This window comes from Rhizobium sp. K102 (assembly GCF_022385315.1).
GTDB lineage: Bacteria > Pseudomonadota > Alphaproteobacteria > Rhizobiales > Rhizobiaceae > Rhizobium > Rhizobium croatiense.
The window spans coordinates 918874-945639 of sequence record NZ_CP092436.1 but is presented as its reverse complement, the minus strand read 5'-3'; the positions used below and the strand labels follow the sequence as shown (position 1 = coordinate 945639).

General features: G+C 61.5%; 26 protein-coding genes and 2 pseudogenes. 12 read left to right on the top strand and 16 right to left on the bottom strand.

Annotation, left to right across the window (positions count from 1 at the left end; genetic code table 11):
• The first annotated feature begins 28 nt into the window (after positions 1 to 28).
• The 3 genes from MHI61_RS10495 to MHI61_RS10485 all read left to right on the top strand — a co-directional run bounded on the left by MHI61_RS10495 (position 29) and on the right by MHI61_RS10485 (position 1620).
• Complete coding sequence (locus tag MHI61_RS10495) at positions 29 to 298, top strand: hypothetical protein (RefSeq protein WP_239791947.1); 270 nt, start codon at positions 29 to 31, stop codon at positions 296 to 298.
• 90 nt (positions 299 to 388) lie between these two features.
• Complete coding sequence (locus MHI61_RS10490) at positions 389 to 562, top strand: hypothetical protein (RefSeq protein WP_239791946.1); 174 nt, start codon at positions 389 to 391, stop codon at positions 560 to 562.
• Between the two features lie 284 nt (positions 563 to 846).
• Positions 847 to 1620, top strand: a complete 774-nt coding sequence (locus MHI61_RS10485; RefSeq protein WP_239791945.1) for a phosphodiester glycosidase family protein — start codon at positions 847 to 849, stop codon at positions 1618 to 1620.
• Between the two features lie 129 nt (positions 1621 to 1749).
• On the opposite strand, the gene MHI61_RS10480 is transcribed toward MHI61_RS10485, so the two are convergent.
• Complete coding sequence (locus MHI61_RS10480; protein WP_239791944.1) at positions 1750 to 3630, bottom strand: ABC transporter ATP-binding protein; 1881 nt, start codon at positions 3628 to 3630, stop codon at positions 1750 to 1752.
• A 223-nt stretch (positions 3631 to 3853) separates the two neighbouring features.
• Here MHI61_RS10480 and MHI61_RS10475 point away from each other — a divergent pair, with 223 nt between their 5' ends.
• Positions 3854 to 4255: a GFA family protein gene (locus tag MHI61_RS10475; protein ID WP_239791943.1), complete on the top strand. Its 402-nt coding sequence runs from the start codon at positions 3854 to 3856 to the stop codon at positions 4253 to 4255.
• A gap of 51 nt (positions 4256 to 4306) precedes the next feature.
• Here MHI61_RS10475 and MHI61_RS10470 read toward each other — a convergent pair whose 3' ends face one another.
• On the bottom strand, positions 4307 to 4780 hold the full coding sequence (locus MHI61_RS10470) for a VOC family protein (RefSeq protein WP_239792825.1): 474 nt from the start codon (positions 4778 to 4780) through the stop codon (positions 4307 to 4309).
• Positions 4781 to 5077: 297 nt separating this feature from the next.
• On the opposite strand from MHI61_RS10470, the gene MHI61_RS10465 reads away from it, so the two are divergent.
• The 3 genes from MHI61_RS10465 to dapB are packed head-to-tail and all read left to right on the top strand — an operon-like array spanning position 5078 to position 6493.
• Entirely contained in the window at positions 5078 to 5293 is a 216-nt protein-coding gene (locus tag MHI61_RS10465; protein WP_096770911.1) for a hypothetical protein, read from the top strand.
• A gap of 59 nt (positions 5294 to 5352) precedes the next feature.
• Entirely contained in the window at positions 5353 to 5706 is a 354-nt protein-coding gene (locus MHI61_RS10460; RefSeq protein WP_239791942.1) for a hypothetical protein, read from the top strand.
• 13 nt (positions 5707 to 5719) lie between these two features.
• On the top strand, positions 5720 to 6493 hold the full coding sequence (gene dapB, locus MHI61_RS10455; protein ID WP_239791941.1) for a 4-hydroxy-tetrahydrodipicolinate reductase: 774 nt from the start codon (positions 5720 to 5722) through the stop codon (positions 6491 to 6493).
• Positions 6494 to 6636: 143 nt separating this feature from the next.
• On the opposite strand, the gene MHI61_RS10450 is transcribed toward dapB, so the two are convergent.
• Complete coding sequence (locus MHI61_RS10450; protein WP_239791940.1) at positions 6637 to 7143, bottom strand: GNAT family N-acetyltransferase; 507 nt, start codon at positions 7141 to 7143, stop codon at positions 6637 to 6639.
• Between the two features lie 913 nt (positions 7144 to 8056).
• Positions 8057 to 8340: pseudogene (locus MHI61_RS10445) on the bottom strand (helix-turn-helix transcriptional regulator); the annotation flags it as partial.
• A gap of 171 nt (positions 8341 to 8511) precedes the next feature.
• On the opposite strand from MHI61_RS10445, the gene MHI61_RS10440 reads away from it, so the two are divergent.
• Both MHI61_RS10440 and MHI61_RS10435 read left to right on the top strand, forming a co-directional pair.
• Entirely contained in the window at positions 8512 to 9915 is a 1404-nt protein-coding gene (locus MHI61_RS10440) for a pyridoxal-dependent decarboxylase (protein ID WP_239791939.1), read from the top strand.
• A 103-nt stretch (positions 9916 to 10018) separates the two neighbouring features.
• Positions 10019 to 10804, top strand: coding sequence for a class I SAM-dependent methyltransferase (locus MHI61_RS10435; RefSeq protein ID WP_239791938.1), 786 nt, complete (start codon positions 10019 to 10021; stop codon positions 10802 to 10804).
• 73 nt (positions 10805 to 10877) lie between these two features.
• Here the strand turns inward: MHI61_RS10435 and MHI61_RS10430 are convergent, their stop codons facing one another.
• The gene (locus MHI61_RS10430; protein ID WP_222139049.1) at positions 10878 to 11300 is read right to left on the bottom strand and encodes a TIGR02594 family protein; all 423 of its coding nucleotides are present in this window, start codon (positions 11298 to 11300) and stop codon (positions 10878 to 10880) included.
• Between the two features lie 364 nt (positions 11301 to 11664).
• A pseudogene (locus MHI61_RS10425) lies at positions 11665 to 11859 on the bottom strand (Na+/H+ antiporter); the annotation flags it as partial.
• Positions 11860 to 12122: 263 nt separating this feature from the next.
• Between MHI61_RS10425 and MHI61_RS10420 the strand changes: the two are divergent.
• From MHI61_RS10420 to MHI61_RS10410, 3 genes are all read left to right on the top strand, one after another.
• Positions 12123 to 14024 carry a potassium transporter Kup gene (locus MHI61_RS10420; protein ID WP_239791937.1) on the top strand — a complete coding sequence of 634 codons (1902 nt, stop codon included), beginning with the start codon at positions 12123 to 12125 and terminating at the stop codon, positions 14022 to 14024.
• A gap of 102 nt (positions 14025 to 14126) precedes the next feature.
• On the top strand, positions 14127 to 14903 hold the full coding sequence (locus MHI61_RS10415) for a protocatechuate 3,4-dioxygenase (RefSeq protein ID WP_239791936.1): 777 nt from the start codon (positions 14127 to 14129) through the stop codon (positions 14901 to 14903).
• A 113-nt stretch (positions 14904 to 15016) separates the two neighbouring features.
• Positions 15017 to 15298 carry a nodulation protein gene (locus MHI61_RS10410; protein ID WP_239791935.1) on the top strand — a complete coding sequence of 94 codons (282 nt, stop codon included), beginning with the start codon at positions 15017 to 15019 and terminating at the stop codon, positions 15296 to 15298.
• Positions 15299 to 15459: 161 nt separating this feature from the next.
• Here MHI61_RS10410 and MHI61_RS10405 read toward each other — a convergent pair whose 3' ends face one another.
• From MHI61_RS10405 to MHI61_RS10360, 10 genes are all read right to left on the bottom strand, one after another.
• The gene (locus MHI61_RS10405) at positions 15460 to 16929 is read right to left on the bottom strand and encodes a right-handed parallel beta-helix repeat-containing protein (protein WP_239791934.1); all 1470 of its coding nucleotides are present in this window, start codon (positions 16927 to 16929) and stop codon (positions 15460 to 15462) included.
• A 389-nt stretch (positions 16930 to 17318) separates the two neighbouring features.
• Positions 17319 to 18812: a right-handed parallel beta-helix repeat-containing protein gene (locus MHI61_RS10400; RefSeq protein ID WP_239791933.1), complete on the bottom strand. Its 1494-nt coding sequence runs from the start codon at positions 18810 to 18812 to the stop codon at positions 17319 to 17321.
• A 308-nt stretch (positions 18813 to 19120) separates the two neighbouring features.
• Entirely contained in the window at positions 19121 to 20350 is a 1230-nt protein-coding gene (locus tag MHI61_RS10395; protein WP_239791932.1) for an ABC transporter permease, read from the bottom strand.
• 4 nt (positions 20351 to 20354) lie between these two features.
• A complete protein-coding gene (locus MHI61_RS10390) occupies positions 20355 to 21494 on the bottom strand; it encodes an FtsX-like permease family protein (protein ID WP_239791931.1) in 1140 nt (379 codons plus the stop codon).
• Complete coding sequence (locus tag MHI61_RS10385) at positions 21491 to 22195, bottom strand: ABC transporter ATP-binding protein (protein ID WP_239791930.1); 705 nt, start codon at positions 22193 to 22195, stop codon at positions 21491 to 21493. Before MHI61_RS10385 ends, MHI61_RS10390 begins: the two co-directional genes overlap by 4 nt.
• A gap of 151 nt (positions 22196 to 22346) precedes the next feature.
• Positions 22347 to 23567 carry an efflux RND transporter periplasmic adaptor subunit gene (locus MHI61_RS10380; RefSeq protein ID WP_239791929.1) on the bottom strand — a complete coding sequence of 407 codons (1221 nt, stop codon included), beginning with the start codon at positions 23565 to 23567 and terminating at the stop codon, positions 22347 to 22349.
• Between the two features lie 228 nt (positions 23568 to 23795).
• Complete coding sequence (locus MHI61_RS10375; protein ID WP_239791928.1) at positions 23796 to 24836, bottom strand: AraC family transcriptional regulator; 1041 nt, start codon at positions 24834 to 24836, stop codon at positions 23796 to 23798.
• Between the two features lie 146 nt (positions 24837 to 24982).
• Positions 24983 to 25564 carry a dienelactone hydrolase family protein gene (locus MHI61_RS10370; protein ID WP_097584268.1) on the bottom strand — a complete coding sequence of 194 codons (582 nt, stop codon included), beginning with the start codon at positions 25562 to 25564 and terminating at the stop codon, positions 24983 to 24985.
• A gap of 108 nt (positions 25565 to 25672) precedes the next feature.
• Positions 25673 to 26038, bottom strand: a complete 366-nt coding sequence (locus MHI61_RS10365; RefSeq protein ID WP_239791927.1) for a cytochrome C oxidase subunit IV family protein — start codon at positions 26036 to 26038, stop codon at positions 25673 to 25675.
• 7 nt (positions 26039 to 26045) lie between these two features.
• Positions 26046 to 26765 (bottom strand): heme-copper oxidase subunit III family protein, encoded by a 720-nt coding sequence (locus MHI61_RS10360; RefSeq protein WP_239791926.1) that lies wholly within the window; start codon positions 26763 to 26765, stop codon positions 26046 to 26048.
• Between the last annotated feature and the right edge of the window lies 1 nt (position 26766).

Below are 26766 nucleotides of genomic sequence, written 5' to 3'. Positions count from 1 at the left end.
GTGGTTAGTAACGTCTGCGAGAAGTGTCGTGTATCGGGTGCCATCGGAACTGCCGATCTCCGCCATGATCCAATCGGAAAGCGTGATTGCCTCAGTGCCTGGTGGATCGAACTGGCGGCATTTTCCAGGGAGGCGTTCAAGCCTTCCAACTGTCTCGGAGAAAACGAAAGACACTGCGCCTGACCTCGCATCGGCAAGCCTGATTGACCGCTTCCTGCCGCCGATCAACCCGATCGGTATTGTCGCAGAATTTTCAAACGATTTTAAAAATCAAGCGTCCAGAGTTAATCGATTTTAATTTTATTATTAAAATTTTCTTGTTGCGACGCAAAAGAAACTCAGCATTAGCTTTTTTGCCGATGCTCAGTTTGTCGTTTGGAGAACTCGCATGACTGTGACATTTCCGTTGACCGAGAAGCGCGACGCAGAAGCGTTGCTCAAGCATTTGACGCTGCACAAGCTCACCTACCCCGGAAACTGCGTCGTATCACTGATGGCGCACGTCGCCCAGGTTTCATCCTCGCACACGACAGCCCTCGGCACGGCCCGTACCGCCTGGTAGGAAACGCCGCCGACGATCCCCACCTCTGCCGGCGGCCAGCTGAGGGTGACATGCCCCGGCGCCACCCGACACGGATAGCGCCGAGAACCGCATCGAGGCATTCGACCTGGCTGAATCCATTGCACCGGTAGTTGCGTAGACATTCAGACGCCATCCAGCAGAAATCATCGGCTGCAGTCACAGAAAAGCGATCATTACGGTATTTACGGAGTTCCCACTCCCCGCAGTGCCAGAGCGGAAACCGGATTCCGGCTCGGCGGCGGCAAATCGGATGCCTGACCCAAATGACCTATCTAAAACATGGCATGCTCGCTCTGGCATTCGTGCTGGCAGCCCTGTTGCCCCTGCACCACGCGCAGGCCGAACAATGCGAAAAGGTCACCTTCGATGAGGCGAAATACGTCATCTGCACCTTGGAAGTGGGGAAAGTCGACCTGCGCCTGTTCTGGAAGGGCGCCGACGGCGAGCCGTACCGCTCCTTTTCAAACCTTGCAGAAGCGGTTCGCGCCGAAGGGCGAAAGCTGACCTTCGCCGTCAACGCCGGCATGTACCGGGCCGACTTTTCGCCGATGGGACTGTATGTCGAGAACGGCAGGGAACTGAAACCCGCCAATATGGCGGCTGCCGAACGCGTCGCCGGCCAAGTGCCGAATTTCTACAAGAAGCCGAATGGCGTGTTCTTTCTGGGCGAAGCCGGCGCCGGCATCCTTCCGACCGATGTGTTCCTCAAACTCGCCCCCAAGGCACGCTTCGCCACCCAGTCCGGCCCGATGCTCGTCATCGCCAACAGGCTCAATCCAATCTTCATTATCGGTTCGACGGACCGGACCCGCCGAAGCGGTGTCGGTGTCTGCGAGAACGGGATCGTTCGCTTCGCGATCAGCGAAGACGGTGTGAATTTCCGCGATTTCGCGCGGCTTTTCCGCGATCGCCTGCAATGCCGCGACGCCTTGTTTCTCGATGGCGGACGCGGCGTCGGAGTTTACAATCCGGCAATGGGACGCAACGACTGGTCCTGGCACGGCGGCTACGGCCCGATCTTCGGGCTGGTGGAATAGCGCGCGGGAAATTGCATCGAGACCAGCACTCCTCAGCCGGCCTTTGCATTCGGCCGAACATCGATATCGACCGTGACGGAGAAAAACGGACGCCCCACTGACAGGCGATTTTTCATCCCGTCGTCGCGGTCAGATCGCCAGAGAGGTCGGCAAGGCTTCGTCGATGTCCTCAGGAATAAAACCGCCGGTCTGGCGTTTCCACAGGCGGGCAAACAGACCATCCCGTTCGACCAGTTCGTCCGGCCTGCCCTCTTCCACGATCCGCCCGTGATCGAGCACGACGATCCGGTCCATCCTGGCAATGGTTGAAAGCCGATGTGCGATGGCGATCACCGTCTTTCCCTCCATGACGAGGTTCAGCCTTTCCTGGATGGCGGCTTCGGATTCACTGTCGAGGGCGGCGGTCGCTTCGTCAAGCACCAGGATCGGCGCATTCTTCAGCAGGACGCGGGCAATGGCTACACGCTGGCGCTGGCCGCCTGACAGCTTGATGCCACGGTCGCCGACGAAGGCGTCATAACCCTTGCGGCCCTCGCCGTCGGCAAGATCGGCGATGAAGCCATCGGCGCTCGCCATCTTCGTCACCCTTTCGATCTCTTCCTGCGTCGCCTCCGGCCGGCCGTAACGGATATTGTCGCCGACCGAGCGGTGCAGCAGCGCGACGTCCTGCGCGATCACGCCGATGGCGCGGCGAAGGCTTGCCTGGGTGACTGCGCGGATATCCTGTCCATCGATCAGGATCGCGCCCGCCTTGATGTCGTAGAAGCGAAGGAGCAGATTTGCGAGCGTGGTCTTGCCGGCCCCCGAGAGGCCGACCAGCCCCACCTTCTCGCCCGGCCGCACCGTCAACGACAGATCGTCGATCACGGGCTTGCCCGATTTATAGGCGAAACGGACGTTCTCAAACCGGATCTCGCCCTGTTGCACGGCAAGTTCGCTCGCATCCGGCCGATCGCTGATCGTCGGTGGCGTAGTCATGACGGGCATGGCGTCCTTGATCGTGCCGATCGCCTGGAAGATCTGCTGGCCCATCTGCAGGAAGACGAAGATCTGCGACGACAGGCGGTGGAGGATGTAGACCGCGCCGACGAACTCGCCGACTGTGAGGAAGCCTTTGACGAGGCCGGAAAATCCGATCGACAGCATGGCCAGCCACAGCAGGGTGTTGAGAACCACGACGGTCACTTCCGACGAGCGATAGATACGCTGCTCGCTATGCTGCGTCTGCACGGCCTTCTGGATGATGCGGCGGATTGCGCCTGCCTCACTGTCTTCGGCCGCAAACTGCTTGATCATCTGCATGTTGGTATAGAGATCGGTGATGGCGCCGGCCACCATGCTGCGCTGCTTGGCGGTGCGGCGCGAACGCTCGACGAAAACAGGCACGATCCTGGCGGTGAATGCGACATTGAGCGCGATCCAGACGACAACCGGCACGGCAAGCTGCCAGGCCAGAGCGCTTAGCAGGACAACGGAGCCGACCAGTTGCATCAGGAAGCGCGGGATGGACTGGAAGCCGGCAAGGATCTGCTGCTGGACGGCGGAAGACACCTGCTGCAGCCGCGAGGAAACCTGGCCGGCATAGAGATCATGGAAGAAGGCAAGGTCCTGGCGCTCCACCGCCTTGTGGCCCTGCCACTGAATGGCAGCCGGCATGGCGATGCCCAATGTATGCGAGCTCAGCGTGTTGAGCGTGAAGGAAACGATCGGCATCACGGGAAAGATCAGGAAGCCGAGGACAGCAAGCAGCAGCCATTCCTTCGCCAGGAAGACGGCAGCACCCTGTTGCGTCACGCCATCGACGATGACCGAAAGCCCCCAGACGATCGTCAGGTTGATCATCTCGAACACCATGGAGCAAAGCGCAAGTGTGATCAGCACGCCGCGAAACATCGAAATGAAGTGCAGAAGGACGGCCACAGGCCCCTTGGACGGCAGCGGCCGATAGGCAATATCGAGCGGCCTGATCCAGGTTTCGAAAGGACGATAGATCGCATCTGAGATCGACATTGGCCACCCGGATCAAATGGGGAAGAGACGTGGACTCAACTACGCCAGGTCGTATGGGATCATCTTCCGGCCTCAACCTCAATTAGAAATTTCAAAATGATTGAATGGGCGTTATCGCGATGGCTCGGGCCTGGGAAGCAACGTCGCAATGTCCAATTGCCGTCCCTATCCGATTGAGGCAGGATGCGGCGTGTGAAGAGGCGCAGAGGTTGAACGCACGCGCATGCTGACGGGCTCGTGTCATTGCGGCAAGACGAGTTGGACGCTCGAGGGCGATCCCGGCTCGATTACCGCGTGCAACTGCACCCTCTGCCGACGCTACGGCGTTCTGTGGGCCTATGACTATGAGGGGGAACGTATCGCTCTGACCGGGCAGACCGCTTCCTATACCCGCGCCGGTAGGGAGAACTCATCTCTCGAAATCCTGTTCTGCCCCTCCTGCGCCTGCGTCTTGAGCTGGCGCGGCCTGCGGCTTCCAAAGGATGGCCGCCGCCGCATGGCCGTCAACATCCGGCTTGCGCCCCCGGATCTTGTGGCCGATTTGCCCATCGATCACTTCGATGGGCTTGAGACGTTCGAAGACCTTCCCTCCCAGGGACGCTGCGTGCGCGATCTCTGGTTCTGAAAACCCGTCATGCATCGGCCTCGGGGCGCCGATCGTCCGCGCCGGACGGGCTCAGCCGCGCCGGGCGGCCTCGATCGCGGCAACGTCGATCTTCCGCATGGTCATCATCGCATCAAAGGCGCGCTTTGCCTCGTCACCACCTGCGGCCAGCGCCTCGGTCAGCACCCGCGGTGTAATCTGCCAGGACACGCCCCATCTGTCTTTACACCAGCCGCATTCGCTTTCCTGGCCGCCATTGCCGACAATGGCGTTCCAATAGCGGTCGGTTTCTTCCTGATCCTCGGTTGCGATCTGAAATGAGAAAGCTTCGCTGTGTTTGAACGTAGGACCGCCGTTCAGTCCAATGCAAGGAATACCCGCAACAGCGAATTCGACAACCAACACGTCTCCCTGCTTGCCCTCGGGATAATCTCCCGGCGCACGAATGACAGCACCGACGGCACTGTCCGGAAAAGTCGCAGCATAAAAGCGGGCGGCGGCCTCAGCCTCCTTGTCGTACCATACGCAAATCGTATTCTTTGCCATTTCACGGCCCTTTCGCTCCTCGTTTTCTGCTCCTCTCTGAAGTAAGAGCCGAACCGTCTTTCTCCAGCCTATGCCGAATATTTCCTGCAGATGAGGATCGAGCTGCCACGTCGGCGGCGCTGGCCATGGCAAAGCATCGAGCCGGGGCTCAATCGACGCTGCAGAAGTTCGCGGCGGCATCAAAAGGGGGCCGGAAGCCGTCACATGAACAAAATCCATGCGGCGCAGTTTTTGTGTCCTCAACACAAAACTCGTGTCAGACTGCCATGCCTGCGCGACAATCGAGAGGCCGAAGCCATGCACAAGTTCACCGTATCAATTACCCGCGAGATCGAGGCCGATACCGCCGAGGAGGCCGCTCTGCTCCTGTATCAGGAGTTATCAAAAGGGCCGGTTCCTGACGCCTATTCGGTCACCGACGAGACGCAGGTGACGACCGAGGTCAAGCTGGACCGGAATAAAGCTGACGAGTTTGCCAGCATCGATCACACCGCCGACCCCGGCAACTGGTAGATGCAGGAAAGCCCCCGGGCTGGTTTACATCCAATAGACAGCAGCCTCTGAGAAACCTGATGGAGCACAATCCACATTACCCGACAATCCTGCCGGAATTCCTTGCACTTTCGCTTGTGTTTGTTTCGAACGTCCTCATACCCGTTTCGGCTATTTTCATCGCGCGAATGCTCAAGCGGCATAGATGGATGCCGCATGCATTGGCATTTCTATGGGTGTTTTTCTCGCCGATCACGCTCGCCATTTTGGCAACGCCGACGATGGCGCCGGGAGAAGAGGCGGGGCCTGGCGACGGCATCATTCTGATTCCCGTCGTGGCGGAAATACCGATCGTACTCGTTGTCTACGCCATCGCTCTGCTTTATTTGCGTCCAGCGCGACAAAACCCCTCCGCCTCGCATTCACCCTCCTGAATTAGGAAAGAACGTGACCACACCAATCAAAGTAGCCGTCGCCGGCGCGAACGGCCGCATGGGGCGAGCCATCTTGCCGCTGCTGGCGGCCGATCCGGATCTTGCCTTCGTCGGCGGCATCGGCCGTGACGGCGCCGCAGGCGCCGGGTTGATCGATCGTTCGGCCGCGATGGCGGCCGCCAATGTGATCCTAGATTTCTCGACGGGAGCTGCTGCCGCCGAACTTGCCGGCCAGTGCGCCGCGGCGGGCGGACCGGCTCTGGTGATCGGCGCCACAGGTTTCGAACCGGATGAGCTTGAGCGGATCGCCGAGGCCGCGCGCACCATTCCGATCCTGCGCTCCGGCAATTTCTCGATCGGCGTCAACATGCTGGTCGGCCTCGTCACCCAGGCCGCGCGCGCCCTTCCTGCCCATGGTTGGGATATCGAAATCCTGGAAGCGCATCACAACAAGAAGATCGACGCGCCATCCGGCACGGCGCTGATGCTCGGCGAAGCGGCCGCCGAAGGACGCGGCGTTTCCCTCGCATCCGTCGAGCGGCGCGGGCGCGACGGCATCACCGGTGAGCGGCCGCCCGGCGAGATCGGCTTCGCCGTACTGCGCGCCGGCGGGCTCGTCGGAGAACACAAGGTGCTGTTTGCCGCCGCCGAGGAAGTTATTACGCTTTCGCATTCGGCTCTCGATCGCGGCATGTTCGCCCGCGGCGCGCTTGCCGCCGCCCGCTGGATCGCAGCAGGGCGCGCGCCCGGCGAATACAATATGCGGGACGTCCTGGGCCTGACGTGAGAAGGCGAACAGACGCGGCCCGCACCACGATCAGCCCTCATCCTGAGGTGCCCCGAAGGGGCCTGGAAGGACGAGGGCGGGTGATCGGAGTATCGCCCAGGTCAAGAGGTTGATAAACCGTACGCGAAAAGTCCGTGTGACGCCTAATCGACGATACGGCGCGCCATCATCACGTCATCGATCTCCCTGCCCTCCTCGAGCACCCCACCGGGAATCCTGCCGACCTCAGAGAAGCCCTGGCGCTCGTAGAACCGAATTGCCGCAGGATTCTCCGCGCTGACGAAAAGTTCGAGCTGCCGAATCCCAGTCGCGCGGGCATGATCGACAACCACGTCCAGCAATCTGCCCGCAAGACCGGTCCCGCGCAGGCTCTTGCTGGTGTAGACCATGATGACCGTCGCACGATGGGACATTTTGCTCGAGCGCTGCCGAACCAGGCCGGTTATGCCGACAGGTTCGCCGTCCTGGAACGCCACGAACACCGGCTCATTCAAGCGACTGCGCCACTCTTCCTCCGAAAGAGCCTCCCAATCTTCGTAGCGGCTGGCAAAGGAGGACGGTTCCACACGGAGCGCTTCCAGTCGGATGCGCCGGAAAGACTCTACCTCGTCTGCCTCAATAAGCCTGATCGTCACACAGCTCACATCCATCGCAACCTCCTGCAATCAACGCGATATTGTCAATACTGACAGTTCGGGCCAATGCAATCGAGGCCGGTGACGATAATCGTGATGCGGCATCGCAGCCGGGTTGATGCCAAACCTCAGGCCGCCGGCACCGAAGCGTGGGGCAGCCCTGCATGATCGGCTGTTATTCTTCAGGCTGTAAGCTTTGATAACCGCAGTAACCGAAGAAAAGTATGAGGAGCGTTACCAGTCTTCTGCCTGCGGTGGAGCTGATTTCGGACGCTGAAACAGTGGCGCCTCTCGTATCAACGCGATTTTCGGGCTGTGTCTAGGGTCCAGCAGGCGTTGCGCCCGCAGTGCTCCGCTGGTCACTGCAGCGGCGTTCCCACCCGACCGCCCTTTCGTGCAACCGATGAATTGAATGGATCCTCCGCCGGCGAATTCGTTGGCCGGAGGTCCCATTGCTCGGACCGTCGGACGGGCGGTAGATGAGGCGCAGGCTCAGGAGTTGACCCTACAACCAGGTCATCTGGCCGGATCGGCGCACTGCCGACCGTCCCGGTCGCAGTGTCGTCGATCATTCGCTCGGTGACAAAGTGGTTCGGCCCGTCCGTGTCGAACGGTGCGATCTGATGGATGACGACGAGAAGGACTACCCCAACCGTCGAGCAAACGAGCGCGTAGAGAACAAAATACTTCAGTGCATATCCCTCGCTGATTGGCAGAACGACATTGACAGAACTGCGAATGATATTTTCATATCTTTGAGGGATACTTACAGAAAAGGCAATGGATTTTAAAGTTACCCGGAGTAATTAAAAGACACAGCAGGAAATCGCTAACAATATTTAAAATCACCTCACGTAATGATCGATTTTATCCTATGTGTCGCGGCAAAGGCGAAGGATCCTCATATAACGGCTATTCCCCGCACCGCTCACATCCTCCGGTACCGCGCCCGAAACTGGCTTGGGCTGCAGCTTTCACGCTCGTGAAAGAGGCGCGAAAAATAAAACGGATCGTCGATGCCGATCCTGGCGGCGATGCTTTCAATCTTTTCATCGCTGGTGGCTAGCAATTGCTTGGCATGGTCCATGCGGACACGGAGCTGAAATGCCTTAGGCGGCAAACCCGTTTCAGTCACGAATCTGCGCCGCAGCGTGGCCGCGACATCCCGTGCTCGACAGCGAAAGCAGCGAGGTCGAGCGGCTGTAGCGCCCGCCCCGCAAGGTCTCGACGATGTCGCCAGCAAGCCATGCCCGCGTAACGTCGTGGCCGCCAGTTCACAGCAGCGGCAAGACAGCGTCGGCAATATCGGCTAGACTGCCTGCGTCAACAGCTTGCTTGAGGAGGTTCTGTCAGGGGCCGGCAGCCGTTGGCGCGGGGGATCCGATGTCGGCAATCGCAACTCTGTTTCAGGAGGCCGCCCGGCTTGCCGCCGGGTTTCGGGAAACGGCCTTTGCCCGCCATGTGCCAAGCAACGATTACGCCGCCTGCCTTGCCGTCTTCGACGAGCCGCTTTCGGCGGCCGGCTCCGATATGCTCGATGTCATCCGGCAGCTCTCCGACGGCGCCGAACCCGGGCTGCATGCAACCACCGGCCCGCGCTTTTTCGGCTGGGTCATCGGCGGCTCCCATCCGGTCGGCGTCGCAGCCGATTTTCTCACCAGCGCCTGGGGCCAGAACGCCGGAAACCATTTCGCCGCTCCGGCTGCGGCTGCCGTTGAAGCCACGGCGGCACGATGGCTTCTCGATCTCCTGAAACTGCCGGCTGAAAGCTCGGTCGGCTTCGTGACCGGCGCCACGGTGGCAAATTTCACCTGCCTTGCCGCCGCCCGCGGCGAGGTGCTGCGAAAGGTCGGCTGGGATGCCGATGCCGACGGTCTGTTCGGCGCGCCGGCAATCACCGTGCTGATCGGCGACGATGCCCATACAACCGTCTTCTCCGCGCTTCAGTTCCTCGGTCTCGGGCATGACCGTGTGCTGCGCCTGCCCACCGACGCGATGGGCCGGATCGACCCGGCAGCACTTCCCGGCGCGCTTGACGCGGTCGCCGGCCCCTTGATCGCCGTTCTTCAGGCCGGCCAGATCAATACCGGCGCTTTCGACGATTTTGACAGGCTCATCCCGCCGCTGAAGGCGAAAGGCGCCTGGGTGCATGTCGACGGCGCCTTCGGCCTGTGGGCGCAGGCATCGGCGAAAGTGAGCCATCTCAGCCGCGGCATCGAAGCGGCCGACAGCTGGGCGACCGACGGTCATAAATGGCTGCAGACGCCCTATGATTGCGGCTATGCGATCGTCCGCGACGAACTCGCCCATCGCCGCGCCATGACGATCGCCGCAAGTTACCTGCCGCTCGCCGGCGAAGGCGAACGCGACCCCTCCCATTACGTGCCGGAGCTTTCGCGACGCGCCCGCGGTTTCGCCACCTGGGCGATGCTGAAACATTTCGGCCGCAACGGCATCGAGGCCCTCATCGACCAATGCTGCACCTCGGCCCGCCTGATGGCCGACCGGCTCGCGCGCGAACCCGGCATTGCCATTCTGAATGAGGTGGCGTTGAACCAGCTCGTCGTCCGTTTCGCAGCCGATCGCCCGGACGACGAAAGCAACGCGCTGACGCGAAAGGCGATCGAAAAGGTCCAGGCGGACGGCATCCTTTTCGCCGGCGGCGCCAAATGGCGCGGCCGCGACGTCCTGCGCCTCTCCGTCAGCAATTACCAGACGACCTCGGATCAGGCGGAACTGGCAGCGGAGAGCATCATTGCCGCCTTCAGGAGCGTCGGCCAAGGGTGATCCACGAGGCGGCGCCGCCGCTATCCCCTTCCGTTCGTCTTCCCATTGCCACAGACAGCGACTATAGCTCGCCGCCCGTTCGGACCGGGCAAGGAGAGAAGTCATGAACGCCAATGACGTTGCCGCCCATTGGGAGAGCAATGCCGAGACCTGGACGATCTACTCCAGGGCAGGTTACGACAAATATCGCGACGCGCTGAACACACCGGCTTTTCTGAATATGCTGCCGCCTGTCGCGGGCCTTGCAGGGCTCGATCTCGGCTGCGGCGAAGGCTCCAATACCCGTGCCGTCGCTCGTCTCGGCGCCCGCATGACGGGCCTCGATATTGCCCCAACCTTTATTCGCTATGCCCGCGAGAGCGAGACCCAGGCGCCGCTGGGCATCGACTACGTGCTCGGCGACGGCCAGAGCATCGATTTTCCCGAGGTGAGTTTCGACTTCGTCACCGCCTTCATGTCGATGATGGACATGGCCGACCAGCGTGGCGTGCTGAAGGGCGTCCACCGCATCCTAAAATCCGGCGGCTTTCTGCAGTTTTCTATCCTGCATCCCTGTTTCGTGCCGCCCAAGCGGCGCAATGTCCGCAACGAGGCGGGCGAGCCAATCGCGGTAGAAATCGCCGATTATTTCGACGAGAGCGACGGCCGGATCGAGCGCTGGATCTTTTCATCCATACCTCAAGGCGAACGGGCGACGCTGACACCGTTCTCCATTCCGCGCTTTCACCGCACGCTTACGAGTTGGGTGTCGATGATCGTCGAAGCCGGGCTTGTCATCGAGGCCTTCGGCGAGCCCATGGCTTCACCCGAAGTGGCGTTGGCCGAGCCCGTCGTTGCCGACACCCGCGTTGCGCCGATCTTCCTTCATGTCAGAGCGCGCAAGCCATAGGCCCGCCGCTATCGAGGTTTGGGAACGAACGTCAAGGAACTGAAGAATTCCGCTTCGTGACTGGCGGCCTGCCTCATCGTCGCACGGCGACGACGGAGCTTGCGCGGTAACGCGACAGCTGCACCCGGTTGGATTGGTTGCCGCCGAAGAGGTAGACGTACTGACGCCGCTGGTCGAAATGGTCGAACAGGCTGACGTGGAAACGCCTGCCGCTTCGGATCACCACCACGTCGCCGCGCCTGGCCGAGCGGGCGACGACCGGCTTGCCGAATTTCATCCAGGACCGCGCCATGTTGGGATTATCTGGCGGCTGCCGCGAGGATCGTTTGGCGACAAAGGCCAGGAACGCGCCGCACCAGGATATTCTGCGGGGATTCACGCCGAGGAAGGAGATGGAGCGTTCATGCATGCGGTCATATCTTGAAGCCGTACCAAGCATGTCGGCTTCACAGGGGACAGCAAAAAGCGTGAGGGCTATGACGAGAATAATTTTCATTGTTTCTCACCATTGTTTGGATAATTTGGAACATCAGAAATGTGGCGAAGAAAAAATCGCGGACGGGAACGTATATTCGAATCATGGCGGCAATTAGAAACAATCTGAGGGGGAATTTTTCTAAATTGCGCACACAATCGCCGCAGCATTCAACGGCAATACTGTGTTGGAAATTTCATCCTGGAACGTTCGGCCTATCGCAGAGAAAACCTGAATTCTGCCGCAGAATGGGCCATCGTCGTCAAAGCCACATTGGATGACGTCGCATAGCGCCGTCATCGTCTGCACGAATTATAGTTCCAACTACACAGATAATACCTTCGGCGCAGATGGTAATACGTCGTCGTCTTTGAGCCTTGTGAGATCAGGCCTTGGCGGAGATCGCACTCATCTCCTCAAGATCGAGACCCGCTCCAGCTCGTGCAACGTTTCGACCATCGATCTCGCCGGCGCGATGGAGCCGGATGAGTTCCCGGCGACCCGTTGCAACAACCTCGAGGACGACATGGAAATGAGCATGAAGCGGCATGTAGTGCTCCGTCCTCGCAGCGTAGTCGACTCCCCTGCCGGCAGCGCGACGGACGGCGTCAGTCCGAGCCTGTGGGCAAGCCTCGAACACCCGTCCCGGAAACTGATTTGGAATGCCTACAACAAAATTTCCCGGATCGAAATCCGTTCATCCTGGCCGTGTTCCGGGCCGTGATTCCGGCCCGCATTTGGCGCCTGGCCGTCACGAAAAGTTTGCATCGGCGCCAATTTACTTGCCGTTCTCCAATGCGGCATATGTTTCTGCTTGTAAGCAAGCGCCATCAGCGGGGAACCATGACCTCAACACATGCAGACAAGACGGGTGAAGCCGGCAGCCGCAGCGGCTTTGTCGGGTTGGTTATCGGCGCAATCGGAGTCGTCTACGGCGATATCGGCACCAGCCCGCTCTATGCCTTCCGCGAAGCGCTGAGGCCCTTTGCCGCCGATGGCATACACGAGCCGGAGGTGATCGGTCTGATTTCGCTGATGGTCTGGACCCTGACCGTCATCGTGACCTTCAAATATGTGCTGTTCCTGCTCAGGGCCGACAATGACGGCGAAGGCGGCACGCTCTCGCTTCTCGCCCTTCTGATGAAGAAGATGGGACGAAACGTGCCGGTGCTGTTCTTCGCCGGGCTGATCGGGGCGGCCCTTTTCATCGGCGATGCCATGATCACGCCTGCCCTCTCGGTCATGTCGGCGCTGGAAGGCCTGAAACTGGTCACGCCGGCCTTTGCCGACTATGTCCCGCTCGCGTCGGCGGCGATCATGATCGTCCTGTTCGCCGCCCAGTCGAGGGGGACGGCTGCTGTCTCGATGTTTTTCGGGCCGGTTACCGTCTTGTGGTTTTTAGCCATGGCAGTTGGCGGCCTCATCCACATCGGCGACGACTGGAGGATCCTGGCTGCGCTCAATCCGATTAATGCGCTCTCGTTCCTTGCGCATGCTGGCAGTGTCGGCCTTATCGTACTTGGCGCCGTCTTTCTGACCGTGACAGGTGCCGAGGCGCTCTATGCCGATCTTGGGCATTTCGGGCGGCGCCCGATTCAGACGGCATGGTTCGTGCTCGTCTTTCCGGCATTGCTCCTGAACTATCTGGGCCAAGGCGCACTCGTTCTCTCCCATCCCGAGACGGCGTCAAACCCGTTCTTCCTGATGTATCCCGACTGGATCTTGCTGCCGGTGGTCATTCTAGCGACGATGGCAACGATCATCGCCAGTCAGGCCGTCATCACCGGCGCGTTTTCGCTGGCCCGTTCGGCGGTTCATCTCGGCTTCCTGCCAAGGCTGCGCATCAAATTCACATCAGAGACCAATACCGGCCAAATCTATGTGCCGAGCGTCAACCTTCTCCTGCTGATCGGCGTGTTGATGCTGATCTTTTCCTTCGGCGATTTGGAGTCACTGGCGACCGCCTACGGCATCTCGGTGACCGGTACCATGGTCATCTCGACGATGCTGGCCTTCCAGTTCCTGCGGGCCGTGTGGGGCTACTCCCTTGTGCTCGCTGTCGTCCTGCTGCTGCCTCTTTTCATCATCGAGGTCCTGTTCCTTGCCGCCAACCTGTTGAAAATCCATGATGGCGGCTGGGTTCCGGTCGCACTGGCGCTGGCGATCATGATCTTGATGTGGACATGGACCCGCGGGCAGGCCTACCTGAAGAGACTGCGGGCCAACAGTGAGATCCCGCTCGATTCCTTCATCAAATCGATCGAGCGGAAGTCGGAACATTCGCCGGTCACCGTTCCGGGAACTGCGGTCTTTCTGACCAGTGTCCCCGACCGGACGCCGAACGTTCTGCTCCACAATCTCAAGCACAATCATGTGCTCCACGAACAGAACGTCATCCTGACCGTGTGGACCGAGGACGAGCCTTACGTCCCCGACAGCAGGCGCATCAAGATCAGCCAGCTTTCGCCGCGTTTCGTCCGCCTGGACATCACCTTCGGCTTCATGGACGATCCGGATGTCACCAGGGCCTTGGCTCTCTGCCGCGAGGGCGGCTTCAAGTTCGAGATCATGAAGACCTCCTTCTATCTCGGCCGCCGCAATCTCGTCAGGACGCCGAATACGGGGTTGCCCGGCTGGCAGGAACGGATCTTCATGGCGCTGGAAGGTTTTGCGATCGACCCGTCCGACTATTTCAACCTGCCGTCAAATCGCGTCGTCGAGCTCGGCGAACAGGTCGCCATCTGAGGCGTGAGGATCGAACTCGCTGCCGTCGACCATGGCCGGGATTTAACTCGAAATCCCGGTCCATTCGCTTTACACGCTCTTCCGCGGCAAAGGAGGACAGAGATGAAGAGGCGGACCCTTATGCTTGGCGGTGCGACCATTGTCGCATCATCGGTCGCTGCGGCGGCATTCTGGCCGCGGCGACATATCGTCGTGGCCGCCGGGACATTCGACTGGGAGGGCACTGATTTCCTCAGCGGCGGCACAGGGTCCGTCGCCTTGGAAAAGCTGCCCGCGCCGCTCTTCCGGACGCGCCCGAATTGCGTCGCGACTATCGCCCAGACCCTTGGCCCCTGCCATGTCAACGATATCCCGGCGCGTCAGGACGTCACCGAAGGAAAGGCTGGGCTGCCCCTGCGGCTGGCCGTCCGCATCGTCGACGCAGCCGATTGCCGACCGGTCGAAAACGCCGATATCGAAATCTGGCATACCGATCACCGTGGCATCTACTCCGGCCGGGAAGCGGCTGACATGTGTACGCTCAATGATGCCGAGGCGATCAGCGGGCTTGCTTTTCGCGGCCGCCAGTTGACGGATGCGGCTGGGCAGGCAAGCTTTCTGACGGTCTATCCCGGATGGTACAAGGGCCGCACGCCGCATGTTCACTGCCGCATCCTCGTCGAAGGCAGGGAACTTCTCGTCAGCCAGATCTATTTCGACGATGCGCTGAGCGACATCGTCTATGGCGGGCATCCCGACTATCGCCAACGCCCTCCCCGCGATACGCGCAACGACGAGGACGGCCTCATCCCGCAGGACGCCGTCGATCACATATTCGATTTCGAAAAGCTCGACGGCGGCGTGCTTTCCGCCACGATTACGATCGGCCTTTCCTCCTGAGCCGACAGGCGCGAGAACCTTTCCTGCATCAGCCATGAAACCAGACGCAGGATTTCTGCGTACTACCTCTCGACAGCAGCACCTCACCAGATTCAGGCAGCGAGGGATGACGCATGATCAGAAAGGAAGGCATCCCCCCGATCGCCAGGCATGCCGCCGAACAGGGACTGGCCCGGCTGATGATGAGATTGCCGGCCACGCGAGCGAAGATCAGAGCCGCCGCAGCGAGCCAGTCCCATCTCTACGAATTGTGCGGCGCCTATGGCGAAGCCTGCTTCGTCCTCGACCGCATGCGCAAGGATAGATCGGCCGATCCTGCGATCATCGCTGAATACGAGATCATTTGCGCGGAAATCGAAGCCGACGTCTTGCGAACGCTGCTCGGCGACCGCTGAGTGCCCTGCCGCCACGGCATTTAGAGCATGATGCCGAAAAGTGTGAGCGATTTTCGGACGACATCATGCTCTAACTCTTTAATTTAGAACAGGATTCAGATATTGGGCCGACCGGCCCAATATCATCCTGTTCTAGTCGCAACGGCGACGCCCGGCTACCTTCAGTGCAGCATGCTGTCTTGCAGGATGGAGACGATCGGCCCGTCCGCTGGCCAATGATGCAACGGCTGCGGTGCGGTCTCATGATGGAAAATTCCGTTGCCGTTTTCCGGGCCGGCGAGATCGGCAGCTTCGATCGTGGGGCCGTGATCGCCATTGCCAAGGGTCAGCCCTTGCTTTTCCAAGGCAGCCTTGCCGAAATGACGCAGCAGCAAGGTTCCATCCGATACGCCGTTTTCCCCGATAGGATTGTCGAGATGGTCGCCGGCCTTGTCCGATGCGGTATTGTCGAGGCTAAGCTTCAGGCCGTCATGGGATGTGAGCCCGGTGTCCGACACGAGGCTGATGCTGGCATCCGTGGCGACCAGGCTGTCGGCGCTTGCAAGCGTGATACCACCTTCTTCGATGGTCGTGTTGTCGCTGACGGGAAAGGTGCCTGCGGCAATGATCGAAGGGGAGATGCTGTAAGGCGTGACGTCGCTCGCAATGAAATTGTCGTGGAAGGATCCGGATGCCGGTCGGTCGACCTTCAGCGCCGCCTGCGTCAGGTCATCGAAAAGATTGCCGTAAATATCAATGCCCTCACGAACATAGGTCGTCGTACCGGCTGCACTGACCGACACGCCCCACACGCCGTCATGGATGTAATTGCCGGAGATATCGTAGTTGCGGGTATCGCCCTGGTCACCCAGGCCGACGGCGTAAGACCAGCTGTACCCGCCATAGCCGGAGATATCATTGTCATGGATGGCGACATTGGTGCCGGCCTGCGCGCTGATCCCGAAGCCGCCGCCGATAATCGTATTTCCCTCGATCACCGCATCCACGGGCCGCACCAGCGTCAGCACGCCCTTTGGCGTCACCGCCCCCGTCTGGTCAAAAGTATTGCCGCTGATGACGATGTTCTTGCTGTCGTTTAGTTGGACGGCATCTGCCGCGGTGCCGTGGGCGTTGGTGACAGTATTGTTGAGGAGAGTGACGCCGTTGATCTTCTCGATCCAGATGCCGTCGCCGTTGACGTCGTTGATCGTGCTGTTTTCGATGGTGATGTTCGAGCCGGTCCGGAAGGTGATCGAACCGGACTTGGACAATCCGGTGTGGTCGACCTCGACATTGCGCACGGTCCAATTTGATACATAACCGCCATAGATAGCCGCGCCTGCTGTGTCGGAGATAGTGATGTTCTCGATGACGATGTTCGACGCATAGAGGCTGTGAATGCCGTCATTGGGGCTATGGATGACGGGGGCATCGCCGACGCCGTAGCTGCCGATGGTGATCGGGGCATCGACAGTGCCGGAATATTTCAGGTCAAGCTGGTCGTTGAACACGCTTCCGGCTGCGAGCAGGACACTATCCCCGGGCTGCAGCTTCAGGCTTTCCACCGCCGAGAACGACGCAAAGGGCGCGTCCTCACTGGTTCCGGCGTTCGTGTTCGCGCCCGTCACTGAATTCACATAATAAATTGTCATATCGCCTTGTTCTCGCATTGTCGCTCAGCCGTCCCAAACGGCTGCAACGAGTGGATCGGATGCGGTCGGGGGCTGAAGCCAGGATGGCGTTCGATTGCCGTTACGGCGGCGACAGGCCATGGGCCTGCCTCGCTCCCGAGATGCGCCTGGCGGTGGCGCATCCTCAAGATACAACTTTTAAGAAAATAATCCAGAAAACAACGACCGGAAGGTGAACGAACGGTAACGCACCGTCTGGCAATTTACGTTACGCGAGTTGGACAATATATCAACGAGCGCTCCGCGGCCGACCAGCGGGGCGGCGGCTGGGGACCGTAAATCCTTCGAGGCGCCCTTCCAGGGCGCCTCTGCGTCAGGTCGGAGAGAATTCGGGCTGCATTGCCCGCTCCTCAGCCCAGCAGACCATCCATATGGATGAAGACGGTCAGCGTATCCGTGTCGCTATGCTGCGAGGTGCCATCGTTGACCCCGTAGCTGAAGGTTTCGCTCACATGTCCGTCATGATCGGCAGGCAGCTTCGTCTCATCGAGCGTATAGGCATAGCTGCCGTCCCGGTCGACATGAATGGTGCCGTAGTCCCCGGTCAGCGTCAGGCCATGTTTGCCGACGGTTTCGTCGCCGAAGCGGCGAAGCGCCAAGGTCCCGTTGTCGGAACTGTCGTTTTCCAGAAGATTGCCGCGATGGGCCTCGCCCGTATCCGTGAAGATCTTCAAATTGTCATGAACTGCGACAACCGCCGGATCCGCCATCGCGTCCGTCGTTGCCGCCGCCGTGGTGGCAGTGGTCGCCAGCGCCGTCTCGACATTGGCGACTGTATGGTTGTTGCTGACGGAAAACGTATGCGCGTCGGCGACCGCAGGCGAGATGCTGTAGACGTCGACGCCGCTTTCGATGGTATTGTTGTAGAAAGAGCCGGATGCCGGCCGGTCGACTTTCATCGCCGACTGCGTGAGGTCGTCGAAGACATTGTCATGGATCTTGATACCGCTGCGGACATAGCTCGTGCCGTCGACGGGAGCGGTGACGACCACGCCCCACGGCCCGTCGTGGATATGATTGCCGGCGATGTCGTAATCTCTGCTATCGCCCTGATCGCCGAGACCGACGGCGAACGACCAGCTGTAACCGTGAAAGCCCGATATGTCGTTGTCGCGGATGGCGACATTCTTGCCCGCGGGGGCGCTGATGCCGAAGCCGCCGCCGGTCAGCGTATTGTCCTCGATCACTGCATTGGTGGCCCGCACCAGCGCTATGACGCCTTTCGAACTATCGGCTTGCGTCTGATCGAGATGATTGCCCTGGATCAGAATATTGCTGCTGTCGTTCACCTGGACGGCATCGGCCCTGGCGCCATGGCTGTTGGTCACCGTGTTGTTAAGGAGTTTGACGCCGTCGACCTTTTCGATCCAGATGCCGTCGCCTTTGACGCCTGAGATCTTGCTGTCTTCGATCGCGATGTTCTTGCTGTTGCGAAAGGTCACCGAACCTGCTTCTGCCGACGATCCCGCCTTGTCGATCTCGACGTTGCGCACCGTCCAATTCGAGACATTGCCGCCATAGATGGCCGCACCGCCAGTGTCTGATATCTTGAGGTTCTCGATGACGATGTTCGAGGCATAAAGACTATGGACGCCGTCATTGCCACCATGGATGACAGGCGCCTCACCCGTGCCGTAGCTGCCGATCTTGATCGGCGCGCTCTCGGTGCCGGAATATTTGATATCGAACTGCTCGTTGAACACGCTCCCCTTAGCGAGAAGCACGCTGTCGCCCGGTTTCAGCGTCAAGGATTCCACTTTGGACAAAGTCGCAAAAGCCGAGTTCTGGCCCGTTCCGCTGTTGCGGTCGGAGCCAGTCGCTGAGTTCACATAGTAGATTGTCATATCGCCATGTTGCCCTGTTCATCGGATCGCTATGTCGCCGCAGAGATCGACCGGGATCGATCAATCGCATGCGGCGGGGGCAACCGGCCACGGCAACAAGGCGAGAAGATGTTGTCAATGCGGCAGCGGGTAAATTCGCGGACCTTATTCCACGGGCAACCGCGCTGGCTTGACAAAGTCACAACTTAAGCCGGAAAAACAATAACTTCGAGGCGAATAAATTGCAGCTGAGCGGACAAGATACGGCTTGAGTCAATTAGGTTAGCCCACCGGGATGAGGGCTGATTCGGTTGCCGTGTCAGCGTCTTCTATCCCCTCGCCCGCAATGCCGAAGTCAGCGGCAGCCGCGTGGCAGCAATCGCCGGCAGGGCGCCGCCGAGGATGCCGATCGCAAGGCCTAGCAGGCCGGCGGTGAGGATCACCGCGCCGCTGACGTCGAGCTGGAAAGCCATCTTGGTGTGGTTGGCGCCCATCGTGCTTGCCTGCCAACCGTCGAAAGCCAGCCCGGAGGCGAGGACGCCGAGGCCGGCGCCCGCCAGCGAGAGCAGCACCGCCTCCACCCAGCTCGCGGCGAAAACCGGCAGCCGGGCAAAGCCGAGGAGGCGCAGCGTGGCGATCTCGACGCTGCGGTCGGAGACCGAACTCATCATCGTATTCAGGGCCCCCGCCGTCGCTCCGATCGCCATCAGCAGGGCGATCGGCCAGCCGAACAGGCGGATGAGGCTCTCGGTCCGCTCGGCCTGGCCGGCATAGAAATCGGTCTCCGAGACGACGGTAAGCGGCGTGCCGGGCAAGGCCGACAGGCGATCGCGCAACGCCGCCAGCGCGGTTGCGGGATCGCCTGCGCCATCGAGCCGCACCCGTAGGCTCTGCACCTGTCCCTGCCGGTCGAAAGCCGACTGCATCGGCTCCAGATCCGCCCAAATCTCGGATTCAAAGGCGCTGCCGCCTGACGTGAAATGCCCGACGATCCTCCAGTCGAGCGCGCCGAGCCGGATCGTGTCGCCGACCGCAAAGCCGGGAAGGGTGTCCGCGATGCGGGCGCCGACGACGATCTCGCGCGCACCCGGCGAAAACAGCCGTCCTTGCGAAAGCCGCGCGCGCTCGCGCAAGTCAGGGCCGGTCACGTCCATGCCCCTCAGCGACAGCGTCTGCTCGGTGCCGTCGCCTTGCCTGATATCGACGGGGACGACGGTCTCGCGTGACAAAGCCGGCTCGCCTGCGCCGTCGCGCGCGATCCCAGGGTTGCGAGCAATCCCGCTATCGCCGCCCATGGCGGCAAGGCTGCGGATTGCTTCGGCCGGCACCTCCGACCCGGTCTCCTGATTGGTGCCGCCGCCGAGAACGATGGCGATATCAGGCGAGCCGGCGCCGGCAAGCGCGGCCTCGAAGCCCCGTGCCATCGCCAGAAAGCCCGCCAGCACCGCCACGACCAGGGCGACCGACAGCACCATCGACAGCGAGATCGCGAGCCGCCGGGGCAGACTGCCGAGATTGACTCTGATCATGAGAAATATCTGCTTGAGCGCTGATGACATTGGACTATCTCGTTCTGAAGGCGTTGATAATGGGCAGGCGCATGGCGCTGACCGCAGGCAGCAGCCCGGTCAGCAGGCCGAGCCCCGCGATGATGGCGAAAGATTTGATGAGAAGGGTCGCGCCGAAGACGAGGCCGAATTCCGGCCCGATCGAAAGCGTCGCGAGCTTGGCGAGAACGAGCCCGCCCGCGCCGCCGACGGCGAAGATGAACAGCGTCTCGCCGACGACAAGCGCCATGATCCGCCCACTGGAAAAGCCGAGCACCTTCATGACGCCGATCTCGAAACGACGCTCGCGCACGGCAAACAGCATGGTGTTGATCGCGATCATCAGGATGGTGACGAAGGCAGCACCGACGACAAGGCTGACGATCAGGCCGACATCGGCGAATTGCCTGAGAAACGCCTCGAGGAATTGCTTTTCCGATTGCGTCCGCGTCTGCGCCGCCGAATTGGCGAACAGAGCGTCGATCCGCGCCGCCAGTATGCCTGGCGACACGCCCGGACGCGGACGCACCACGAAGGCGTCGACCGTATCCTTGTCGCGCGCACGAGCGGCATTGAGCGCGTCGTAGCCGGCCAGCATGAAATAGGTGTCGGTGCCGGCATCGGCGCCCTCGAAGATGCCCGCGATCGTGAAGCTCCAGTTCCGGCTGCCGTCGGCCCTGGCCAGCTGGCCGGTAAAGCCGATGCGCTGGCCGATCGACCAGCCCTGAGCCTCCGCCAGCGCCCTGCCGACCAACACCCGGTCGCCGCCCTCTTCGAGCGCCGCGGTCAGCTCCGGCGTCAGCCCGAGTTCTTCGCCGTTGGCCGCCGCAATGGCCTCCGCCTCGACGGCGCTGACGACAACCACATTCTTCTCGACCTCGACGAAGCCCCGCATGCGCGCGGTATAGGCGACGGCGGCGATATCGGGTTCGGCCGCGATGCGATTGATATAGGCAAGCGGCAGAGGCAGACCTCGTCCCGACTTGTTGAAGACGCCGAGCAGATTGTCGCTGGCGCCGGCCGCGCCCTGGCTGCCGGCAACGAAGCTCGCCGTCAGCCCGTAGATCAGAAAAGCGACGCCGACCGAAAACATCAGCAAAATGGCGCGCAGCCGCTTGCGCCAGGCATTGCGCCGCATGAGCTCGAAGAAGGTCATCGGCCCGCCCTTTCCTCGCTGACGAATTCGCCCTTGTTGAGATGCAGCGTGCGCCGGGCGAAGGAAGCGGCCTCGGGATCATGCGTGACCATGATGATGGTCTTCTGAAGCTCGCGATTGAGAAAGCTCAGCATCTCGAGGATATCATTGGCCGATTTTCGATCGAGATCGCCGGTCGGTTCGTCGCAGACAAGAAGATCGGGATCGCCGATGATGGCGCGCGCAATGCCGACACGCTGCTGCTGCCCGCCGGACATGCTGGAGGGAAACTGTCGCTGCCGGCCGGCAAGCCCGACGAGTTCCATGACGGTATCGACGCGGGCCCGCCGCTCCTTGCGCCCGAGCGGCTTCAGAAGCAGCGGCAGCTCGATATTTTCCGCCGCATTCAGCATCGGCAGCAGGTTGTAGAATTGGAAGACGATGCCCATGCTGTGTGCCCGCCAGGCCGCCCTCGCCCCTTCGCCCATCTGTTCGAGATGGCTGCGCCCGATCCGGATCTCGCCGGCATCGGGGCTGTCGATGCCGCCGAGCATATTCAGCAGCGTTGATTTCCCCGAACCGGACGGCCCCATGACAGCAACGAAGTCGCCGCGCGGAATGGAAAGGTCGAGTCCGGAGAAAATCGGGATCGTCTCTCTCCCGATCCTGAACGCCTTTCTGACGCCGGCGAGCGCGATGAAGGGGTCGTGGCTGTCGGTCATTGCTTTGCTCCTTGGTGATGGATTGTCGATATCGCAGAGGCCGCCCTCGTCCTTCGAGGCCCTTGCGGGGCACCTCAGGATGAGGTCGGAGAGAGGGCGTGCCATGGAGCACACCGGTCAGCCACCGGCCCCACGGCACGACGATCAGTCTTCATCCTGAGGTGCGTAGGCCAACGGCCGGAGCCTCGAAGGATGGGGGCGGGTGAAGAGCGCCCGCGCTCCCCTCACCCACCACAAGCCGAATGCGCGCCGCCATCGCAGGCCGCATGCCGGAAGGTGGCGACGTGAGCGACAGGCGCAGCGTCACCGTCCCCTTCTCACGCGAAATGACGGGCGCGATCTTCGCCACTTCCACTGCAAAGGGCTGGCCCGGAAAGCCGTCGAGCACCGCCTCGCCTGAGAGGCCCGGCCGCATCAGCGCGATGTTGGCTTCGGCCACATCCGCATCGATGACCATCGTCGCCGTATCGGTAATCTCAAGCAGGCTTTCATTCTCCCGCACGCTGTCCTCGCGCGACAGCACGGTGTCGCCGACATGCGCGTCGAGCCGCGTCACGGTGCCCGAAATCGGCGCTCGCACGGTCAGCGCCTCGACCTGCTCGCGCGCCCTGTCGATGTCGAGCCTGGCTTTGGCTACATCCTGCCGCGCCCGCAGGGCAGCATTCTCGGCCCTGTCGAAAGCCGTCTTCGCCTCCTCCAGCGCTTGCGCCGACATCGCATCCCGCCCGGCCAGCCGCTCGGTACGTGTCAGCGATGACCGCGCCTGCGCGAGCTCGATATTCCTCGCATCAAGCGCCAGCACCGCCGCCCGTTCCGATATCTTCGCACCGCGGAGCGCAAACCGGGCGCCGGCATCGTCGAGCCGCACCAGCACCTGCCCCGCCTCGACCTTGTCGCCCGCCTCGACCTCGACGGCGACAACCCGGCCCTCATATTTGGAAAAAACGATGGCGGTGTCGGGCGCCACGACGTAGCCGGAGCCGGTAACTTCACGGGACAGCGCGGCCCTACTCTTCGCTCCATCGTCGGCCGGAGGCCGCATTCCCTCAACAATCGCACCGCCCCCGGCCGGCGCCTCATGAGCGGATATCCCAGGGTGGTCGCCCGAAACTCCCGCAATCGCGGCCTCGATACGCTCCAGCGTCTGAGGTCCGTAGAGAGCAACCACCGCCAACGATGCCGCCGCTGCAACGACAAGTATTGCGCCAGGGATCATGCGCCGCCGGGCACGAGGCTCCGGCAGCTCCGTCTTGAAGGCCACCGGCTCGATCGAAAGCGATCTCAGTTGGGCGGCAAGGGTTCGATCATGTTCTGATGTCGTGTTCATGCCGGCCAACATCGCCGACCCGGCAGAAATCGCGACCTCGAACACGATCCGGGACGTCCTCGATCGCGATTGTGTACGTGGTCGTGGCCGGCATCGCCCTTCGGGGCCCCTACTCGGCGCCTCAGCATGAGGCCGGAGCGAGGGCGCGGCTTGCCTCACCGGCGAACGCGCGCGCCCTGCCGCCGAGAGCCTAGCCGCAGGGCACAACAATCAGCCCTCATGGTGAGGAGGCCCGCAGGGCCGTCTCGAACCACGAGGGCGGGTGGCTGCGCGCTACAGCTTGTCTATCGCCGACGAACCGCCGCCCTCCGCCTTCCTCTGCCGCCAGGCGAGCGGGGTCATATCCGTCACCCGGCGGAATTCGCGGTTGAAATTGGACTTCGTCTGGAAGCCGACGTCGAACATCACTTCGGTCACCGATTTTTCGGTGACCGAAAGCAGGCGGCAGGCCTCGCCGATCCTGTAATCATTGACATATTGCGAGACGTTCTTGTCCATCGCCCGGTTGATCGCCGCCGAAATCTGGCGCGCGGGGATGCCGGCCTTGCGGGCGAGCCGGTCGAGATTGAGATTGGCGTCGCGATAGAGCTTCCTTGTCACCATCAGCGCGTCGACGGTAGCGATCGTCTCCTTGTCTTCGCTCGCCTCCGGCCTCGCCGCCGGCTCCGCCGTTTCGGCCGGCGCCCGGCTTCGGCTGGCGGCGGCCGCCGCAGTGCCGAGAATGACGAGGGCGGCGAGATTGCCGACGCTGATCACGGTCAGCGCGTGCTCGCCATGCGCCCAGGTGAAGTCGAAGAAGACGAAGGTATCGACCGCGGCCGACAGGCAGAGCGCCGCCGCCGTGAAGATGATGGCCCGATAGGCCGGCACCGCTCCCTCGAAAGGCGCGAGCCGAAGCGCATCTGCGCCCGGGCGCATCAGCAGCAGGATCGCCAAGGCGTAACCGACGAAGATCAGCACCAGCGCAATGTCGATCGCCTCCCGCCAGAACGCCACCAGCAGCAGGATGAGGACGGCGGGCACGGCATGCAGCCCGAGGCGTCCCGCAAGCGGCCGCCAGCTCGTCCTCACCAGCCTGGAAACGCCGGCATAGGCGAGCGGCGGCACCGTCGCCGCGATGACAGGAGCGATCACGCCGACCACCTGCATCCCATAGCCCCAACGCAAGCCGGAGAGGATGGATTGCAGCGCGCTCAGCAGGATGAGCACCAGAAACGGCCGGTTGGGTTGCCCCTCCTCGTCGCGTCTGAAGACGATGACGAAGAGGATGAGCAGAAGGAGGGCGACGACGAAGGGAAGCGGAATGAACAGCATGGCCTGGCGGGATCGGGATCACGGATAGACGGCCATCATTGCCGACATCCTCGCGCGAAGCGACCTCCATCGTGTTTTAGAACACGTTTTCAGGAGAAATTCTTTGAATTGACGGCCGCCGGCCGAGCTAGCCATGAACGCCGGCATCAGACGCGTTGCAGGAATGCAAGCACGCGCGCCGTCAGAAGCGCGGTCGCATCCGCGTCATAGGACGGAAGCGAGCTGTCGGCGAAATAGTGCTGGTCGCCGGGGTAGAGAAAGAGCTCCGCGTCCGCGACCTTCGCGACGATCTCGCGGGCGGCATCGATGTCGCCCTCGCCGACGAAGATCGGGTCGTTGTCCATACCGTGGATCTGCACCGCAACACCATCCGGCCAGGGTCCGAAGGCCCATTCGCCGCTGATCGGCAGGCAGGAATAGAAAAGCAGAGCTCCACGGGCTCCTGGCCGCGTTTGCGCCAGCTTCTGCGCCGGCAGCACACCGAATGAGAAACCGGCATAGACAAGTTCGGCAGGCAGTTCGTCGGCAACCCGGACGCCGCGCTCCCTGATGGCGTCGAATCCGTTCTCGCCGATATGGGCGAGACCTTCCTCGATGCTTCCGAACGTGCGTCCGTCGAACAGATCAGGCGTGTGCACGATGTGGCCGGCAGCCCTGATATCGTCGGCGAAGGCCCGCACTCCAGGCGTCAGCCCCTGTGCGTGATGGAACAGCAAGATTTCAGCCATAGGCGCCTCCGGTCGAGAGTCGGCACATTTTGATAAAAGTTCGAAGCAGTCCGGATTGAGCGCGCGGCAGTCGTCTCCGATGTCGCAGCTCTGCCCCGATGACCCGTTCTACGGCGTCGCGCCGAAGAAGGCGAGCCGGGTGAAGATCGTATACTGCGATTCCGATACCATCAGCGCGACGAAGACCAGCACCAGCACCGGCGGCAGCAGGATGGCGTAGACGAGCGCCAGCCGTTCCCAGGCCATGTGCATGAAAACCGCAACGATCAGCCCGGCCTTCAGCATCATGAACACCAGGATCAGAAACCACCGGAGATAGCCCTGGATCCCGAGATAATCGACCATGTAGGAAAAGGCGCTGAGCACGAAGAGCAGGCCCCAGACGAAGAGATAGAGCCGGATCGGATGCTGCTGCCCGCTATGTGCCTGTACATGCTCCGTTTGGCTTTGCCCATGCGCCGTTGTCTCGCTCATGACGACCTCACCACAGATAGAAGAAAGCGAAGATGAAGACCCAGACCAGATCGACGAAGTGCCAGTAGAGGCCCATGATCTCGACGGCCTCGTAGCGCCCTCTCCGGCTGGTGAAGAAGCCGCGCCGTTCCACATCGAAATCGCCGCGCCAGACCTTGCGGGCGACGATGAGGAGGAAGATGACGCCGATCGTGACATGGGTGCCGTGAAAGCCTGTGATCATGAAGAAGGTCGATCCGAACTGAGCTGCCCCCCACGGGTTCTCCCAGGGGCGTACGCCTTCGGTGATCAGCTTGGTCCATTCGAAGGCCTGCATGCCGACGAAACATGCCCCGAGAAATGCTGTCAGCAGCATCAGGACAGCGGTCCTGCCGCGGTCGCGGCGATAGCCGAAATTGACCGCCATCGCCATGGTGCCGCTGCTCGAGATCAGCACGAAGGTCATGATCGCGATCAGGATCAGCGGCACGTCCTGGCCGCCGATATGCAGCGCGAAGACCTCGCTCGGATTGGGCCAGGCGACGGGCGTCGACATGCGGGCGGTCATATAGGCGAGCAGGAAACAGCCGAAGACGAAAGTGTCGCTGAGCAGAAATATCCACATCATCGCCTTGCCCCAGGAGGCGGTCTTGAAGGCCCGCTGGTCCGAGGCGAAATCGGCGGCGACGCCGCGCAGGCCGACCGACCTGAGATCTGGCTCGCCGTGTGTCTGGACAGGATGTGCCATC

What these genes read in the sequence shown, in the direction of transcription:
- MHI61_RS10490 (WP_239791946.1), top strand. Translation starts at nt 389, where the DNA reads ATGACTGTGACATTTCCGTTGACCGAGAAGCGCGACGCAGAAGCGTTG.
- MHI61_RS10485 (WP_239791945.1), top strand. Translation starts at nt 847, where the DNA reads ATGACCTATCTAAAACATGGCATGCTCGCTCTGGCATTCGTGCTGGCA.
- MHI61_RS10480 (WP_239791944.1), bottom strand. Translation starts at nt 3,630, where the DNA reads ATGTCGATCTCAGATGCGATCTATCGTCCTTTCGAAACCTGGATCAGG.
- MHI61_RS10475 (WP_239791943.1), top strand. Translation starts at nt 3,854, where the DNA reads ATGCTGACGGGCTCGTGTCATTGCGGCAAGACGAGTTGGACGCTCGAG.
- MHI61_RS10470 (WP_239792825.1), bottom strand. Translation starts at nt 4,780, where the DNA reads ATGGCAAAGAATACGATTTGCGTATGGTACGACAAGGAGGCTGAGGCC.
- MHI61_RS10465 (WP_096770911.1), top strand. Translation starts at nt 5,078, where the DNA reads ATGCACAAGTTCACCGTATCAATTACCCGCGAGATCGAGGCCGATACC.
- MHI61_RS10460 (WP_239791942.1), top strand. Translation starts at nt 5,353, where the DNA reads ATGGAGCACAATCCACATTACCCGACAATCCTGCCGGAATTCCTTGCA.
- MHI61_RS10450 (WP_239791940.1), bottom strand. Translation starts at nt 7,143, where the DNA reads ATGGATGTGAGCTGTGTGACGATCAGGCTTATTGAGGCAGACGAGGTA.
- MHI61_RS10440 (WP_239791939.1), top strand. Translation starts at nt 8,512, where the DNA reads ATGTCGGCAATCGCAACTCTGTTTCAGGAGGCCGCCCGGCTTGCCGCC.
- MHI61_RS10435 (WP_239791938.1), top strand. Translation starts at nt 10,019, where the DNA reads ATGAACGCCAATGACGTTGCCGCCCATTGGGAGAGCAATGCCGAGACC.
- MHI61_RS10430 (WP_222139049.1), bottom strand. Translation starts at nt 11,300, where the DNA reads ATGAAAATTATTCTCGTCATAGCCCTCACGCTTTTTGCTGTCCCCTGT.
- MHI61_RS10420 (WP_239791937.1), top strand. Translation starts at nt 12,123, where the DNA reads ATGACCTCAACACATGCAGACAAGACGGGTGAAGCCGGCAGCCGCAGC.
- MHI61_RS10415 (WP_239791936.1), top strand. Translation starts at nt 14,127, where the DNA reads ATGAAGAGGCGGACCCTTATGCTTGGCGGTGCGACCATTGTCGCATCA.
- MHI61_RS10410 (WP_239791935.1), top strand. Translation starts at nt 15,017, where the DNA reads ATGATCAGAAAGGAAGGCATCCCCCCGATCGCCAGGCATGCCGCCGAA.
- MHI61_RS10405 (WP_239791934.1), bottom strand. Translation starts at nt 16,929, where the DNA reads ATGACAATTTATTATGTGAATTCAGTGACGGGCGCGAACACGAACGCC.
- MHI61_RS10400 (WP_239791933.1), bottom strand. Translation starts at nt 18,812, where the DNA reads ATGACAATCTACTATGTGAACTCAGCGACTGGCTCCGACCGCAACAGC.
- MHI61_RS10395 (WP_239791932.1), bottom strand. Translation starts at nt 20,350, where the DNA reads ATGTCATCAGCGCTCAAGCAGATATTTCTCATGATCAGAGTCAATCTC.
- MHI61_RS10390 (WP_239791931.1), bottom strand. Translation starts at nt 21,494, where the DNA reads ATGACCTTCTTCGAGCTCATGCGGCGCAATGCCTGGCGCAAGCGGCTG.
- MHI61_RS10385 (WP_239791930.1), bottom strand. Translation starts at nt 22,195, where the DNA reads ATGACCGACAGCCACGACCCCTTCATCGCGCTCGCCGGCGTCAGAAAG.
- MHI61_RS10375 (WP_239791928.1), bottom strand. Translation starts at nt 24,836, where the DNA reads ATGCTGTTCATTCCGCTTCCCTTCGTCGTCGCCCTCCTTCTGCTCATC.
- MHI61_RS10370 (WP_097584268.1), bottom strand. Translation starts at nt 25,564, where the DNA reads ATGGCTGAAATCTTGCTGTTCCATCACGCACAGGGGCTGACGCCTGGA.
- MHI61_RS10365 (WP_239791927.1), bottom strand. Translation starts at nt 26,038, where the DNA reads ATGAGCGAGACAACGGCGCATGGGCAAAGCCAAACGGAGCATGTACAG.
- MHI61_RS10360 (WP_239791926.1), bottom strand. Translation starts at nt 26,765, where the DNA reads ATGGCACATCCTGTCCAGACACACGGCGAGCCAGATCTCAGGTCGGTC.